The sequence below is a fragment of the Shewanella sp. Pdp11 genome (assembly GCF_002838165.1).
Lineage (GTDB): Bacteria > Pseudomonadota > Gammaproteobacteria > Enterobacterales > Shewanellaceae > Shewanella > Shewanella hafniensis.
Genome location: NZ_CP015194.1, coordinates 3419432 through 3434045 on the forward strand (window position 1 = coordinate 3419432; position 14614 = coordinate 3434045).

The window sequence follows — 14614 nt, forward strand, 5'->3', positions numbered from 1 at the left end:
CCTTTCATGTCAATTATCAGCACTTCCGTTAAACGGCCAGTCACGGTATGGATGTTCATGCTGGCGGTGATTTTATTCGGCATGGTGGGTTTTTCCCGCTTAGCGGTAAAGTTACTGCCAGACTTAAGCTATCCCACATTAACCATTCGCACTATGTATGACGGTGCGGCGCCAGTAGAAGTTGAACAGCTCGTCTCAAAACCCATTGAAGAAGCCGTTGGCGTGGTCAAAGGCTTACGTAAGATCAGCTCTATTTCGCGCTCAGGCATGTCAGATGTAGTGCTCGAGTTTGAATGGGGCACCACAATGGACATGGCGAGTTTAGATGTGCGCGAAAAACTCGACACTATCGCCCTGCCGCTTGATGTAAAAAAGCCATTACTGCTGCGTTTTAACCCCAACCTTGACCCGATTATGCGTCTTGCGTTGTCTGTGCCCAATGCCTCAGAAGCCGATCTTAAGCAAATGCGCACCTACGCAGAAGAAGAGCTTAAGCGTCGCTTAGAAGCGCTTTCTGGGGTCGCCGCCGTGCGTTTATCTGGCGGCCTAGAGCAAGAAGTACACATTCAGCTCAATCAAGAAAAACTATCGCAACTTAATCTCAATGCCGACGACATTAAACGTCGTATTAATGAGGAAAACATCAACCTCTCTGCCGGTAAAGTGATCCAAGGTGATCGCGAATACTTAGTGCGGACACTAAACCAATTCAATTCATTGGATGAACTTGGCCAAGTGATCGTCTATCGTGACGAGCAAACCTTAGTGCGTTTATTCGAAGTCGCGACAATTACGGATGCTTATAAAGAGCGCAGTGATATCACCCGCATCGGTAGCCAAGAATCGATTGAACTGGCGATTTATAAAGAAGGTGATGCTAACACTGTCGCTGTCGCCAAAAAACTGCGCGATGAGCTTGTCAAAATCAATCAAGATCCTAAGCAAAACAAACTCGAAGTGATTTACGATCAATCCGAGTTTATCGAAAGTGCGGTCAGCGAAGTCACCTCTTCGGCGCTGATGGGCAGTTTATTGTCTATGCTAGTGATTTACCTATTCCTGCGTAACATCATCCCAACGCTGATTATTTCCATCTCGATTCCCTTCTCAGTTATCGCTACCTTTAACATGATGTATTTTGCCGATATCAGCTTAAACATCATGTCATTAGGTGGTATTGCGCTGGCCATTGGTCTGTTAGTCGATAACGCCATTGTGGTATTAGAGAACATCGACCGCTGTCGCAGTGAAGGCATGAGTAAGTTAGACGCTGCAGTCACAGGAACTAAAGAAGTAGCGGGCGCGATTTTCGCCTCCACACTGACGACCCTTGCGGTATTTGTACCCTTAGTGTTTGTAGATGGGATTGCTGGTGCCCTGTTCTCCGACCAAGCGCTGACGGTCACCTTTGCTTTATTAGCCTCGCTGTTAGTCGCCTTAACCTCTATCCCTATGCTGGCATCACGCGAAGGCTTTAAAACCTTACCCTCGCTGATAAAAACCACGCCAAAGGATAAACCCACCACTAAAATGGGTAAACTTAAGCACTACAGCGCGACGGTATTCTCATTCCCTATTCTGTTGATATTTAGTTACTTACCTAGTGCATTACTGACCTTAGTGCTGATTTTAGGCCGCTTCTTCTCCTGGCTAATCGGTCTTATCATGCGTCCTTTAAGTTCAGGGTTTAACTTTGTCTACCACAGTATCGAGCAGGTTTATCACAAGCTGCTAGCCTCGGCGCTACGTCAACAAATGACCACGCTGCTGCTCACCATTGCGATAACAGGTGCGTGTATTAGCCTATTACCTCGCCTAGGTATGGAGCTTATTCCACCCATGAATCAGGGCGAATTCTATGTAGAAATCCTACTGCCACCGGGTACTGCAGTGAGCGAAACCGATAAGGTATTGCAACAACTCGCGTTGTCTATCAAGGACAGAGCCGAAGTCAAACATGCCTATAGCCAAGCTGGTAGCGGTGGTTTGATGACCTCGGATACTGCTCGCGGTGGTGAAAATTGGGGCCGCTTACAAGTGGTGCTGACAGATCACAGTGCCTATAACGCAATCACTCAAGTGCTGCGTGATACCGCACGCCGTATTCCTGAACTTGAAGCGAAAATCGAGCAACCTGAGTTGTTCAGCTTTAAAACGCCACTGGAGATTGAGCTCACAGGCTACGATTTGAGCTTGCTCAAGCGCAGTGCCGATAGTCTAGTCAAAGCGTTATCGGCATCAGATCGTTTTGCTGATGTGAATACCAGTCTGCGTGATGGTCAACCTGAGCTGAGTATCCGTTTCGATCATGCAAGGTTAGCAGCGCTCGGAATGGACGCACCAACGGTGGCGAATCGCATTGCCCAGCGGGTTGGCGGCACTATTGCCAGTCAATACACAGTACGTGATCGTAAGATTGATATTCTGGTGCGCAGTGAACTCGCCGAGCGCGATCATATCAGCGATATCGATGCCTTAATCATCAACCCGAACAGCAGCCAACCCATTGCCTTAAGCGCGGTTGCCGAAGTGTCATTACAATTAGGCCCCTCGGCGATTAACCGTATCAGCCAGCAACGTGTGGCATTGGTGTCGGCGAACCTCGCCTACGGTGACTTAAGCGATGCAGTGGCACAGGCGCAGCAAATACTGTCGCAACAAGTGCTGCCCGCATCGGTGCAAGCCCGCTTTGGTGGTCAAAATGAGGAAATGGAGCACTCGTTCCAGTCACTCAAAATTGCCCTTATCTTAGCGATTTTCTTAGTGTATTTAGTGATGGCGAGTCAGTTTGAGTCACTACTACACCCCTTGCTTATCCTGTTTGCTGTACCTATGGCATTGGCGGGTAGCGTGCTGGGGCTTTACATCACCCAAACCCATTTGAGTGTGGTGGTGTTTATCGGCCTTATTATGTTGGCGGGTATTGTAGTGAACAACGCGATTGTTTTGGTGGATCGCATCAACCAACTGCGCAGTGAAGGTGTTGAAAAACTAGATGCCATTCGCGCCGCTGCTAAATCGCGCCTACGTCCCATTATGATGACCACGCTCACCACCACCTTAGGCTTATTGCCGATGGCACTGGGGTTGGGCGATGGTTCTGAGGTACGTGCACCTATGGCGATTACGGTGATTTTTGGTCTGAGTTTATCGACTTTATTGACTCTAATTGTGCTCCCAGTGCTCTATGCCCTGTTCGACCGTAAAGTGTATGACGTTGCAGCCACTGATATAGCGCATGACGTTGAGGAGGCTCGCCCATGAACCTCACCCGTTTAGCCATTAAGCGTCCCGTGACTACCAGCATGTTCTTCTTTGCTATCTTGCTATTTGGTCTCGCCTCGAGTCGTCTGTTACCGCTGGAAATGTTCCCCGGTATCGATATTCCGCAAATTGTGGTGCAAGTGCCCTACAAGGGCTCGACCCCCGCAGAAGTGGAGCGCGATATCACTAAAGTGCTGGAGGAATCCCTCGCCACTATGGGTGGGATTGATGAGCTCGAATCTGAATCTTCTCAAGAAGGTTCTGAAATCGAAATCAATATGAAGTGGGGTGAGAACGTTGCCACTAAGAGCCTAGAAGCGCGGGAAAAAATCGATGCGGTGCGGCATTTACTGCCAAAGGACGTTGAGCGGGTCTTTATCCGCCAATTCTCCACCGCCGACATGCCTGTGCTCACGATACGTATATCGAGCGACCGCGAGCTGTCAGGCGCATTCGATTTACTCGATAAACAGCTCAAGCGTCCACTTGAACGTGTTGAAGGTGTCTCTAAAGTCAGCCTGTACGGCGTTGAACAAAAGCAAATTGAAGTGCGCATCAATGCCGACCGTCTTGCCGCCAGTGGTTTTTCAGCCACCGACTTGCAAGCACGCCTTGGCAGAGAAAACTTTGTCATTAGCGCAGGCACACTCAGGGCCAGTAACATAGTTTATCAAGTGTCGCCGAAGGGCGAGTTTAGAAACCTTGAAGATATCAAAGCACTGGTGCTAATCCCCGGATTGACCTTAGGCGATGTTGCAGATGTGCAGTTTGCTTTGCCCGAGCGTATCGAAGGCCGGCACTTAGATCAGCACTATGCTGTCGGTTTAGATGTGTTTAAGGAATCAGGCGCTAACTTAGTCGAAGTGTCTGAACGCGTACTAAAAGTCATTGAACTAGCGAAACAAGATCAGCAATTCCAAGGTATTCGTCTGTTTATCATGGAAGATCAAGCCTCTGGTGTTAAATCGTCACTGATGGACCTTTTACTTTCGGGCTTAATCGGTGCCCTGCTGTCCTTTGTGGTGCTGTACTTGTTCCTGCGTAATTTGAAAATGACCTTAGTGGTCGTGTCGTCTGTGCCAATTTCCATCGGTATGACGCTCGCCGCCATGTATTTACTCGGTTACAGCTTGAATATCCTGTCTATGATGGGACTCTTGCTCGCCATTGGTATGTTAATTGATAACGCTGTGGTGGTGACCGAGAGCGTGTTGCAGGAGAAACAGGGCAAATCACCCAAGGATAATGAAGAGTCAGTGATGACTGGGGTCGATAAAGTGTCCCTCGCCGTATTGGCGGGTACTATGACCACTGCCATCGTATTTTTACCCAATATTTTTGGCGTGAAAGTGGAACTGACGATTTTCCTCGAGCATGTTGCCATCGCGATTTGTATCTCGCTTGCGGCATCACTACTGGTTGCTAAAACCTTGATCCCTTTGATGTTGACTAAGTTCCACTTCGATATCGCGCCCGAAAAGGATGCCGGTAAGTTACAGCGCTTCTACAACAATACGCTTAACTGGGTATTGCTGAGGCCTTGGCGTTCAGGCTTGATTGCGGTGGCCATTCTCGCCTCTACCGCCCTGCCGCTGTCGATGGTCAAACAGGATCAAGAAGACAGCCAGAGCAAGGAGCGGATTTACATCAACTACCAAGTGGAAGGTCGGCATAATCTCAATGTTACTGAGGCGATGATTAATCAAATGGAAGAGTATCTTTATAAAAATAAAGAGGAATTTCATATTGATTCTGTCTACAGCTACTATTCATCCGACGACGGTTCATCGGTGATATTGCTAAAGAAAGACTTACCTATGCCATTGGATGAGTTGAAAAAGAAAATCCGCAGCGGCTTTCCTAAGTATTCCATCGCTAAACCGCAATTTGGTTGGGGCAATGACAACTCTGGTGTGCGCGTGACGCTCACAGGGCGCTCAACCTCTGAGCTGATTAACTTAAGCGAACAAGTGATCCCTTTACTGCAAAATATCAAAGGAATGCAAGACGTTCGCTCCGAGCTTAACGGTGCGCAACAGGAAGTGGTCATCCGCATCGACAGGCAAATGGCGGCGCGGTTAGATTTAAAACTCAATGAAATCGCTTCGAGTATCTCTATGGCACTGCGCGGTTCACCGCTGCGCTCGTTCCGCCACGATCCCAATGGCGAACTGCGCATCGAAATGGCCTATGAGAAAGAGTGGCAAAAATCGCTCGAAAAACTCAAGCAGTTACCAATAGTGCGCATCGACCAAAGGGTGTACACCTTAGATAACTTAGCGAAGATTGAGATCCAACCTCGCTTCGATACCATTAAGCACTTTAATCGCCAAACCTCTTTGTCGATTGGCGCAAACTTAGAAAACCTCACCACGGAAGAAGCGCAAACTAAGATCAAGCAAGTGATGGAAAATATCCATTTCCCTAATGGCTACGACTATTCACTGCGCGGTGGATTCGAGCGTCAAGATGAAGATCAGAATGTGATGGCAACCAATATGCTATTGGCTGTTGCGATGATTTACATCGTTATGGCGGCGCTATTTGAGTCGCTGTTATTGCCGACGGCGATTATCACTTCAATCCTATTTTCGATCACAGGGGTATTCTGGGCGCTGTTTATCACGGGCACGCCTATTTCTGTGATGGCCATGATAGGCATATTGATTTTAATGGGAATTGTAGTGAATAACGGCATAGTTCTGGTGGATCAAATTAACCAGATGACGCCGGATCTCGACAAATTGTCCGCCACCATTCGAGACGTGTGTATCACGCGTTTGCGGCCAGTATTGATGACAGTGGGCACCACAGTGTTGGGCTTAGTTCCACTGGCGATGGGTGATACCCAAATTGGTGGCGGCGGCCCGCCATATTACCCCATGGCAATCGCCATTATTGGTGGCTTGTCGTTCTCGACATTGACTAGCTTGTACTTAGTGCCTTTGTGCTACCAAGCCTTGTATCGAATGCGCCATCGTGCCGCTATTCGTTTAGGCCAAGCCGACCGCGTAGCTCAAAAACTGCTACCTTGGACAGTGTAGTCAGCCGGCACAACTGAATTTGCTTTTGAAGCAAATGACATTAAAACAATGAACCAAAAGGCTGCAGCGCAGCCTTTTCTATTTATGAATCGAACCAGAACATCTTACAACACTCATTGCTGCGACATACTACGGCGACAAATTACTGCGGCAAAATCCTAAAGCGGATCATAAACAATTGCTCAAGACCGGGGTAAATCTCGGCAATCACATCGCGTAACTGTAGCAGAGTCATATTCTCTTGTTTGGCATGCACTTCGGTGAGCTCAGTTAACTTTACTGGCGTGACATCGATAATCTGGATATCACAAAACCAGCGGTCCGTTTCGAAGGTGGACACAGGTAGAATTTGCCCCGCTATCACATGGGACTCGGCTTCATCGCGCAGGGTAATGGTTTTCGAACCACTTAGGATATCGTGTTCAAAACGCTCGAAAAAAGTGATTTTAGTGAGTAACACAGCTTTTCCTCAGATTGTACATAAGCAATAAAAAATGACATTGGCGTCAGTTTATCGAACGAATCATGCGGGGCAATATAATGGCTTTTAACGCCTACTGACAGCATATAGCGGTAAATACTCGGCATCGATTGCACTCATCCCTGTACTGCCCATTGAGTCAAACTCCCGTACAAACGCGCTATTGCCGAATTGACTACCAATTATTAGACGCCCAAAAGTTGCAGTTCTTTTCGACAGCTTTCAGTAAAACAATTCAGCAAAACATGGTCAGTTCGCTCAGATTGAGTTAGAATCCGCCCTCAATTGAGCCCTTGGCCTCATATTCCTGCGCATAGCGGGTGCGAAACGAAATTAGAGACGTCATGAACAAGAAACAAAAGATCATCAAGAAAATTGCTAAACGCGCTAAGGCCAGACTGAATAAAGTCGACCCAGTAACTATCGGCTCGCCAGCAAAATCAGGTTACATCTCTAAGGCCGAACGCGCAAAAATGGCGGCATTAGAAGCCACGACTGAACAAGTCGAAGGCCAAAAAGACACGCCAAGCATTGAAGAATAAGCAGTACCGCAGAATAACGCTTTCTAGCGGCCTATTTTTGCATTGTTAACCCGACTCGATTAACTGCAAACGCCGCTTAAAACAAAATGCCACAAGCAATCTTGTGGCATTTTGTTTTTCTGTATTCCTAACGGTGCGCGGTGAACCAGCTTGAGTGTTTATGTTTGATTCAATAACGTTATTTGACAGTTTGGAGCGTCACTAAAACAGGTGAACCATTAACTGCTAAAGTCAGTTCGGCTTTTTGCCTTCTTCTAAATACGTTATTGGCAATACCGACTCACTCTCTTGCTCCTCGGTTAATTGCGCCATCTGCACGCAAGAAGATGAAAGTGGATTGGTCGCACTCGGCAGGTTCTCAGCCACACAGTTCGCGATTTCCTCCTCTTCACTCAGCTCAACATTACGGGGAGCGGCATTGATACCGCCAACATTCACCATCGCGGACAACTGGGCCTGCGCCGCCACTTTATCCACTAAACGGTAGGCAACCCACACACCTAAAGTACCAAACAAAATAGACCCTAAAACTTGCCCAATCAACACGCCATAAACCCCGCCCCAAAGTGCACCCAAATACACAAAGGGCACTGTGCCTAAGGTGGCTTTACCAACATTAAACAAGGTGGAATATTTAGCCTTACCGAGGTTATTAAAGGACGCATTAGCCACGAATAAAATCCCCGAAAAGATAAAGAAAACCGCAATATAACTACAGAAAAAGTGGATAAGGTCGGCGCTATCGCCCTTCATATCAAACACATTGACCAAATGTGACTTAAGCGCAAACAGCAACAGAGACATTACCAGCACATACACAGCACAAAACTGGATGGCACGAGTTAAACTCTCGCGCACTCGGTCAAACTGTCCCGCACCAAAATTTTGACCAACAATAGGGCCAATCGCACCCGAAAGCGCAAAGATCATCCCAAAGGTCACAGGGATTAAACGCCCTAATACCGCCCAGCCCGCCACGTAAGCGTCACCGAAATCGGCAATGGCTCGGGTCACAAAGGCATTACCGATAGGCGTCGCCACATTGGTTAACATAGCGGGTCCCGCTATGGCAAAGATGGGTTTTAGATCGGCGATAAAATGCGCCTTATCGAAATTACCTAACAACTTATGCTTAACTACAACGCCGCGGCCAGCAATTAAAAATACCGCCACCCGCGCTAAAACGGATGCCAATGCCGCGCCTTCAATCCCCATGGCGAACAAGAAGATAAAAATCGGGTCGAGTACAGCATTAACGCCGCCGCCCGCTAAGGTCGACATCATGGATAACTTTGCATCACCCACGGCGCGCAAAGCCCCGCCGAGCGCCATCGCAAGACAAATAAAAGGCAAGGAAGGCACTAAGATATACAAGTAGCTGGCAGCGAGCTCAGCCGTATGGCCACTTGCGCCCACTAAGGCAACCAACTCAGGGATGAAAGTGGTGACCACCGCGGCCACCAGCACGCTAATCAGCGTTGTCACAACGGCGCTATTGAGCAATAGCCGCTTTGCTAACACCACATCTTTTGCGCCAATCGAGCGAGACACTAAAGCGCCTAAAGCAATTGATAAGCCTATCCCAATGGATGTCGTGAAAAAGGAGATGCTGCCAGCATAACCCACAGCCGCCGCCAGCTCATGCTCCCCCAATAAACTCAGGAAAAAGATATCCAGTAAATCCACCACAAATAAGGCAGAAATTCCCACAGCGGCAGTCGAACTCATCACTAAGATGTGACGTAATATGGGGCCTTCAACAAACTTGGCTTGCGTCATACGTGTGTGTTACCTGCAAAAATAATAAGTGTTAGCTAAAACAATGACTAAGCGTCATTTTCAACGGGGGCATCTAAGCTATCTAACTCGCATCCGCAGCGGCTACAGTACATGGCATCAAGATCGTGGCCGGTTTTATGGCATTGATTGCACGAGCGTAAATCTCGATGGCGCCCCACTTCTTGGGATATCTCCGCGGTTAAAATCCCCGTTGGGATCGCGATAATCGAGTAACCAATCAACATAGTAAAAGCGGCAATCGCCTGACCTAATCCCGTTTTTGGGGTGATATCACCGTAACCGACAGTAGTAATAGTCACAATTGTCCAGTAGACAGATTTAGGTATTGAACTAAAACCATTATCAGGCCCTTCAACAACATACATTACCGCACTGAGCACCATAACGATCAAACTGACCGAGAAGAAAAATATAAAGACCTTACGACTCGACTGCATCATGGCTCTAAGCAACACATTCCCTTCACTCAAATAACGCAGTAATTTGAGTACGCGGAATATCCTGAATAACCTGAGAATTCGGATGACTAAGGTAAAGTTGGCGCCAGGGATCAGTAAGGCGAGGTAACTTGGCAATACAGATAACAAATCGACTATGCCATAAAAGCTGCGGGCATATAACACGGGATGAGTCGCACAATACAAACGTAGGCCATATTCAAGGGTGAATATAATCGTAAAGACCCACTCCAAGACGCGAATAATCTGCCCGTATTCACGATGAAACACTTCTACCGTATCGAGAAACACTAGAGCGACACTCAGCACAATGCACACCATTAAGGCGATATCAAAATAGCGGCCAGCGGGAGTATCAGTGCCAAAAATAATGGTGCGTAATTGACGTTTTAGTGGGCTTTCGGATTCGATGTTTTCAGACATAAAAGCTTTTACTTCCTTGCAACAAACTGAGTAACTCTGGGATTACATCATAAATATCCCACGAGTCTGCCATGCAATTGCATTCAGCTCAAAATTATCTACTCACAGCAGGATAAAATTGCGGTATGATGCCGAAAAAAGCCAACAACTAGTGTTAATTTTCGAGGAATTCATGCGCGCCACCCTACTTTCCACATTGACCACCCTCACTGTGACTATCGCGGCACTCGTTTCACCCGGATTACATGCCTCAGGCATGGGTAAAGTGGATCTTGTGGTGATCACAAAATCCGAATCCAGTATGGCTTTATTGCGCGATGGCAAAATACTCAAACAATATCGCATTGCCATGGGTGACTTACCCGCAGGACACAAATTAAAGGAAGGCGATCAACGCACACCACAGGGACGTTATACCCTAGATTATAAAAAGCCCGACAGTGCCTATTATAAATCGATCCATATTTCCTATCCCAATGAAGAAGATAAACTCAGAGCCAAAGCCTTAGGCATTAGACCCGGAGGCATGATCATGATCCACGGTCAGAACCCTAAGTCGCCGTTGCCGCCAGAACAAGCCCAGCAATACAACTGGACCGACGGTTGTATTGCGATAACCAACGCCGAAATGGATGAAGTGTGGAAAGTGGTCGATGAAGGAACACCAATTGAGATTTGGCCGTAACCTTAGCCTACTTAGCCATGGCAACACGCCGAATAGATAATGTCGCAACATCAAACACGCCCAGCTTAATGGGCGTTTTTATTTAGCCATTTACATCATATCGTTAGCCGTATTATCCCCGTGATTTTGTGTAAGGGATAAAAACTAACGGTAATACACATGCCTTGGAGCCTATATGTCATCATCCAATGAAGCTGCCACGCCGCAGAGCAAAATCATCAGCTATGAACAATTAACCCAAAGCTGGCCCGCCTTCGAAGCACAGATTTTAGCCTTGCTTGAAACCTTAGACTTAGCGGATAAAGCACTGGTTTGCGATCATGTCGCGCTGCGCGTCAATTCCATCGACAGTGCCGATGCGCTGCGCTATGCCTTTAGCCGCGTCGGTAAGATCATTTCAGACAATATCATCAATGGTCGTACGATTCTGATTATCGAACTAGATATCCCACTTACGCTGGGTCAATTTAGCATTGCCTGTGTCGAACTTCCCTACCCCAGCGACAAAGTCTATCCGCAGGAAGGCTGGGAACACATAGAGCTAGTCATTGATTCTAAAGCCAAAGATTGCGATACCCTGAGCCAAGATTTGCTCGCACTATGTCCCAAACTCAGCGCCTTACTGCCATCGGAGCACACTGCAGAGCCCGTTCAGTCAAGCTCACAAGGCTTAAATTCACAAGGCTTAAGTTCACAAGGCTTGAACTCACAAAGCTTAGCATCCCTTGCTGGGATAAAAATTAAGATGAGCTCGCCCAAAGGGGATAAAGAGCGTTTAGCCAATCCGACGATTGCCTTTAAGCGCGATGATGTGTGCATTAAAGTGCATCCCCATGGCATAAAAGCAGTGATCGCCAGCGAGCAAACGTAGACAGCCTATTTTAGGCGGGCTTAATATCTGCAAGAAGATAGCATTGAGCTTAGATTTCCATTGGCACTTACCGCACTTGTCTTAACGAACAAATCTGTTGATGACTATATCAATCAGGTTCAGTGTTCAGACTCAGTATCCAGATCATCTTTAGGCGTTTTTTTTGGTAGTTTTGTCAAAAATTGCCAAAATTAAATCTAGAAACCAGCATATTTAGCGTAACTTAGGACGTATAACTCGCAGATGCCATCAGGCATACATTATCGAGTCCACTTGATGGATTCGATGTGCAAACAGAGGATCGCCAATGAAACCACACAAGAACGAAGCGCAAATATTGAAGTTCGCCATGGAAATCGGGATTGGCTATGCCAAAAAACGCGGATATGCGGACTTCGACAAAGGCATCTCGCCCAAAGATAAAGTGGAATGTATTTACCGTTTATTGGTCACAGACAACTTAATCCAGCCACTGGCCAAAGATAAAGAAGATGGGCCAAACATGAAACACAAACTGATTTTATGGATCACCCGCCAGCTACCTGCCGATCATCCATTATTGAAGTAATCTTTTGAGCTAAGCGGTTGAAATTCATTATCTGCAAGCGGGCAGTGAAAGCAAATATAAAGAATCCAACTTGTCGAGTGCTAACGATAAGAATCATAAAAAATGGCGCATCATAGCGCCATTTAATTGAGCCAGAGCTGGATATCGAACCTAGCCTTTTTTAGCCGCTTTACTGGCTTTCTCATTCGCTAGCACTGTTGCCATGGGTGGCACTATGGTTGTGGGATCGAGGCGCATTTGATACCAGTTCACTCGCCAATCTAAATGCGGGCCATTAGCACGACCTGTTGCGCCCACCTCTGCCACGGCTTGACCTTGCTTAACCGCTTCACCCGCGTTGACGTACAACTTACTCAAGTGCAAAAAGCTCGAACTTACGCCATAGCCATGGTCGATCACCATAGTCCCACCCGAATAAAACATGTCGGGAACAGACAGGCTTATCACACCATCGGCGGGCGCTACCACGACAGTGCCGGTTTTCGCCGCCACATCCACACCAAAGTGTGGATTACCGGGTACGTCGTTATAAATACGTTGGCTACCATAAACCCCGGAAATACGCCCCGTCAGCGGCCAAATAAACGCCTGTAAAAAGGCCGTTTGCTCGCTAAATGTTGCCCGCGCTGCTTTTACCTGCGCCGTGTCTTTCGCCGCTCTTTCCTGCGCGACGGGATCGGGCTTCATGATCTTAGAACTAATGCCCTTGACACTTTGAATATCGTACTCACGCTTGGCCAAAGTTAAAGGCTTAACCTCAGTCAAACCATCGGGATAAACCAAGGTTAGCTGCTGGCTCAATTCACCGTCACGATCAAAACCAAAGGCAAAATGACCGTCAGGCGTGACCTTAATGGCTTCACCATTTAAGCTAATCTGAGTGCCCGCTGGCGCTTGACCCCGCATTAATGCGCCTTGCTCTAACTTGCCTTGCAAAGTCACCGCTGCTTGCACCTGAGGCGCAATGAGCACTAGGCCCAAGGTTAACCATGCCGTTAAACGATTTCCCAACATCTTATTTCTTCCCGAAACGTTTCCCAAACCAATAGTTTCCAAAATCTGAGTTCCTAATATTCTATTATCGGGCATCTTAGCCTCGAACATCATAGCCCTAAACATCTTCACAAAAAATCTTCTCGATGGTCAACTCAGGGCAATGCCCATTGAATGCGTTCTGCACGACACTAACGCATCACCAGCACACCACTAACTTATCGCTAACACTGAATCACTAAACTCTGACCGATTAAATCCATGCGTCACGTTAACCTAACCCGCCCTAAAAATCGATCCACAGCGGCGCAAATACCTAATGATGTATTGCATACAATAGCAATCGCGCTTTATCTAAGGTTATGAAGACACAAAAAAGCCCCGACAATCTGCCGAGGCTCATTCAGCAAGTAATTTATATTTACTCGGCTCTATTTACCTAAACTTAGCTACCCAAACTTAGCGCTTATCCCTTAGACACAATCGCGCCTTTACCTACACCTTCAAACGCCACCACTTTAAACTGACTTCCTGGCACTTTAGCGACTAATGTCGTGGCAATATAATCGGCTAACAACTCAACTGTGGTGTCGTGGGGAATTAAATCACAGCATTCCTTTGGCATTGCCAATTGGAAATCCCCTTGGGGCGCTTGATAGTGAAAACCATAGTGGCTGCTATCGGTGATCCGTGTTTGCGACGAAAGATTGAGAGTGTCAACTGAAACTAAATCCTCTTCACTGCCCAAATAAATATCGTGCCATCGCTTGGCCCAATACTCATCCCACTTTGGTGCTGGGCTGCCATTTTCATAAACGTGAATAGGGCTACGATGTCCATGGGCGATACGCTGACAATTACCATCGTGTTTACGTAAACCATGGCTGTAATGGTAGTAAGGCGTATCGAGGATTTCATGTCTCAGGGTGAGCGTGATCCCTTCGACATTCTTAGGTAAAGCTTCACGTAACGCTTTCTGTAAAAAGGCATTCACACTGGGAATATCAATCTCTTCGGTCGGCACTAAGGCAAAGGCTTGGGAAGGACAGGCCAAATGAATTTCACCTAACTGACTATCAAAATCCATCCACACTCTATCGCCCTGCTGTTGCCATCGCACACTGCTGCAGGCCGTAGGCACTAATAAACGATGATCGGCCACCGCATCTATGGTCTGCTTGATCGTACGTTTGACTTTAGCAAAATCGAGCACCATGTTTTGCTCGTCTAATCCGCCCTCAAGCAGAACATCGACAATCCAACTCTCCCCCACCATGCCGCGCTTTGGGCACAAATAGGAAAAATCGATCACAGTTAAATCTTTGACAAACAATTGCATTAACGCTCCTCGGCAGAAAAACAGTCCACCTATGTAATTTTATAGCACCGCTTGGCGATGGCCGAGCGTGCTAACTTGAGGCACTCAACACGAGTCAACTCAACATGAACAGAGATTCTAATCAATTCCGTCTGTTGTCGCGACAA

11 protein-coding genes are annotated in these 14614 nt (G+C 47.2%); 6 read left to right on the plus strand and 5 right to left on the minus strand.

Features of this window, described 5'->3' with window-relative positions:
• The first annotated feature begins 6 nt into the window (after positions 1-6).
• Entirely contained in the window at positions 7-3264 is a 3258-nt protein-coding gene (locus AYJ58_RS15110; protein ID WP_106650763.1) for an efflux RND transporter permease subunit, read from the plus strand.
• Positions 3261-6308, plus strand: a complete 3048-nt coding sequence (locus tag AYJ58_RS15115; RefSeq protein WP_106650764.1) for an efflux RND transporter permease subunit — start codon at positions 3261-3263, stop codon at positions 6306-6308. Before AYJ58_RS15110 ends, AYJ58_RS15115 begins: the two co-directional genes overlap by 4 nt.
• A gap of 142 nt (positions 6309-6450) precedes the next feature.
• Here AYJ58_RS15115 and yqfB read toward each other — a convergent pair whose 3' ends face one another.
• Positions 6451-6768, minus strand: a complete 318-nt coding sequence (gene yqfB, locus AYJ58_RS15120) for a N(4)-acetylcytidine aminohydrolase (protein WP_106650765.1) — start codon at positions 6766-6768, stop codon at positions 6451-6453.
• A 365-nt stretch (positions 6769-7133) separates the two neighbouring features.
• Between yqfB and AYJ58_RS15125 the strand changes: the two genes are divergently transcribed.
• The gene (locus AYJ58_RS15125) at positions 7134-7331 is read left to right on the plus strand and encodes a DUF2986 domain-containing protein (RefSeq protein WP_106650766.1); all 198 of its coding nucleotides are present in this window, start codon (positions 7134-7136) and stop codon (positions 7329-7331) included.
• 231 nt (positions 7332-7562) lie between these two features.
• Here AYJ58_RS15125 and AYJ58_RS15130 read toward each other — a convergent pair whose 3' ends face one another.
• Both AYJ58_RS15130 and AYJ58_RS15135 read right to left on the minus strand, forming a co-directional pair.
• Entirely contained in the window at positions 7563-9110 is a 1548-nt protein-coding gene (locus AYJ58_RS15130; RefSeq protein ID WP_106650767.1) for an MATE family efflux transporter, read from the minus strand.
• Positions 9111-9157: 47 nt separating this feature from the next.
• Positions 9158-10012 (minus strand): ion transporter, encoded by an 855-nt coding sequence (locus AYJ58_RS15135; RefSeq protein ID WP_106650768.1) that lies wholly within the window; start codon positions 10010-10012, stop codon positions 9158-9160.
• 172 nt (positions 10013-10184) lie between these two features.
• Between AYJ58_RS15135 and AYJ58_RS15140 the strand changes: the two genes are divergently transcribed.
• The 3 genes from AYJ58_RS15140 to AYJ58_RS15150 all read left to right on the plus strand — a co-directional run bounded on the left by AYJ58_RS15140 (position 10185) and on the right by AYJ58_RS15150 (position 12136).
• On the plus strand, positions 10185-10697 hold the full coding sequence (locus tag AYJ58_RS15140) for a L,D-transpeptidase family protein (RefSeq protein ID WP_106651838.1): 513 nt from the start codon (positions 10185-10187) through the stop codon (positions 10695-10697).
• 175 nt (positions 10698-10872) lie between these two features.
• Entirely contained in the window at positions 10873-11568 is a 696-nt protein-coding gene (locus AYJ58_RS15145) for a VOC family protein (RefSeq protein WP_106650769.1), read from the plus strand.
• A gap of 307 nt (positions 11569-11875) precedes the next feature.
• Positions 11876-12136: a DUF5062 family protein gene (locus AYJ58_RS15150; RefSeq protein ID WP_106650770.1), complete on the plus strand. Its 261-nt coding sequence runs from the start codon at positions 11876-11878 to the stop codon at positions 12134-12136.
• A 150-nt stretch (positions 12137-12286) separates the two neighbouring features.
• Here AYJ58_RS15150 and AYJ58_RS15155 read toward each other — a convergent pair whose 3' ends face one another.
• Together AYJ58_RS15155 and AYJ58_RS15160 are read right to left on the minus strand one after the other, a co-directional pair.
• A complete protein-coding gene (locus tag AYJ58_RS15155) occupies positions 12287-13150 on the minus strand; it encodes a M23 family metallopeptidase (RefSeq protein WP_106650771.1) in 864 nt (287 codons plus the stop codon).
• Positions 13151-13595: 445 nt separating this feature from the next.
• A complete protein-coding gene (locus AYJ58_RS15160) occupies positions 13596-14468 on the minus strand; it encodes a 6-carboxytetrahydropterin synthase (protein ID WP_106650772.1) in 873 nt (290 codons plus the stop codon).
• Between the last annotated feature and the right edge of the window lie 146 nt (positions 14469-14614).

Coding starts and splice junctions, on each gene's coding strand:
- AYJ58_RS15135 (WP_106650768.1), bottom strand. CDS start 10,012: ATGTCTGAAAACATCGAATCCGAAAGCCCACTAAAACGTCAATTACGC.
- AYJ58_RS15150 (WP_106650770.1), top strand. CDS start 11,876: ATGAAACCACACAAGAACGAAGCGCAAATATTGAAGTTCGCCATGGAA.
- AYJ58_RS15125 (WP_106650766.1), top strand. CDS start 7,134: ATGAACAAGAAACAAAAGATCATCAAGAAAATTGCTAAACGCGCTAAG.
- AYJ58_RS15160 (WP_106650772.1), bottom strand. CDS start 14,468: ATGCAATTGTTTGTCAAAGATTTAACTGTGATCGATTTTTCCTATTTG.
- AYJ58_RS15110 (WP_106650763.1), top strand. CDS start 7: ATGTCAATTATCAGCACTTCCGTTAAACGGCCAGTCACGGTATGGATG.
- AYJ58_RS15115 (WP_106650764.1), top strand. CDS start 3,261: ATGAACCTCACCCGTTTAGCCATTAAGCGTCCCGTGACTACCAGCATG.
- AYJ58_RS15140 (WP_106651838.1), top strand. CDS start 10,185: ATGCGCGCCACCCTACTTTCCACATTGACCACCCTCACTGTGACTATC.
- AYJ58_RS15130 (WP_106650767.1), bottom strand. CDS start 9,110: ATGACGCAAGCCAAGTTTGTTGAAGGCCCCATATTACGTCACATCTTA.
- AYJ58_RS15145 (WP_106650769.1), top strand. CDS start 10,873: ATGTCATCATCCAATGAAGCTGCCACGCCGCAGAGCAAAATCATCAGC.
- AYJ58_RS15155 (WP_106650771.1), bottom strand. CDS start 13,150: ATGTTGGGAAATCGTTTAACGGCATGGTTAACCTTGGGCCTAGTGCTC.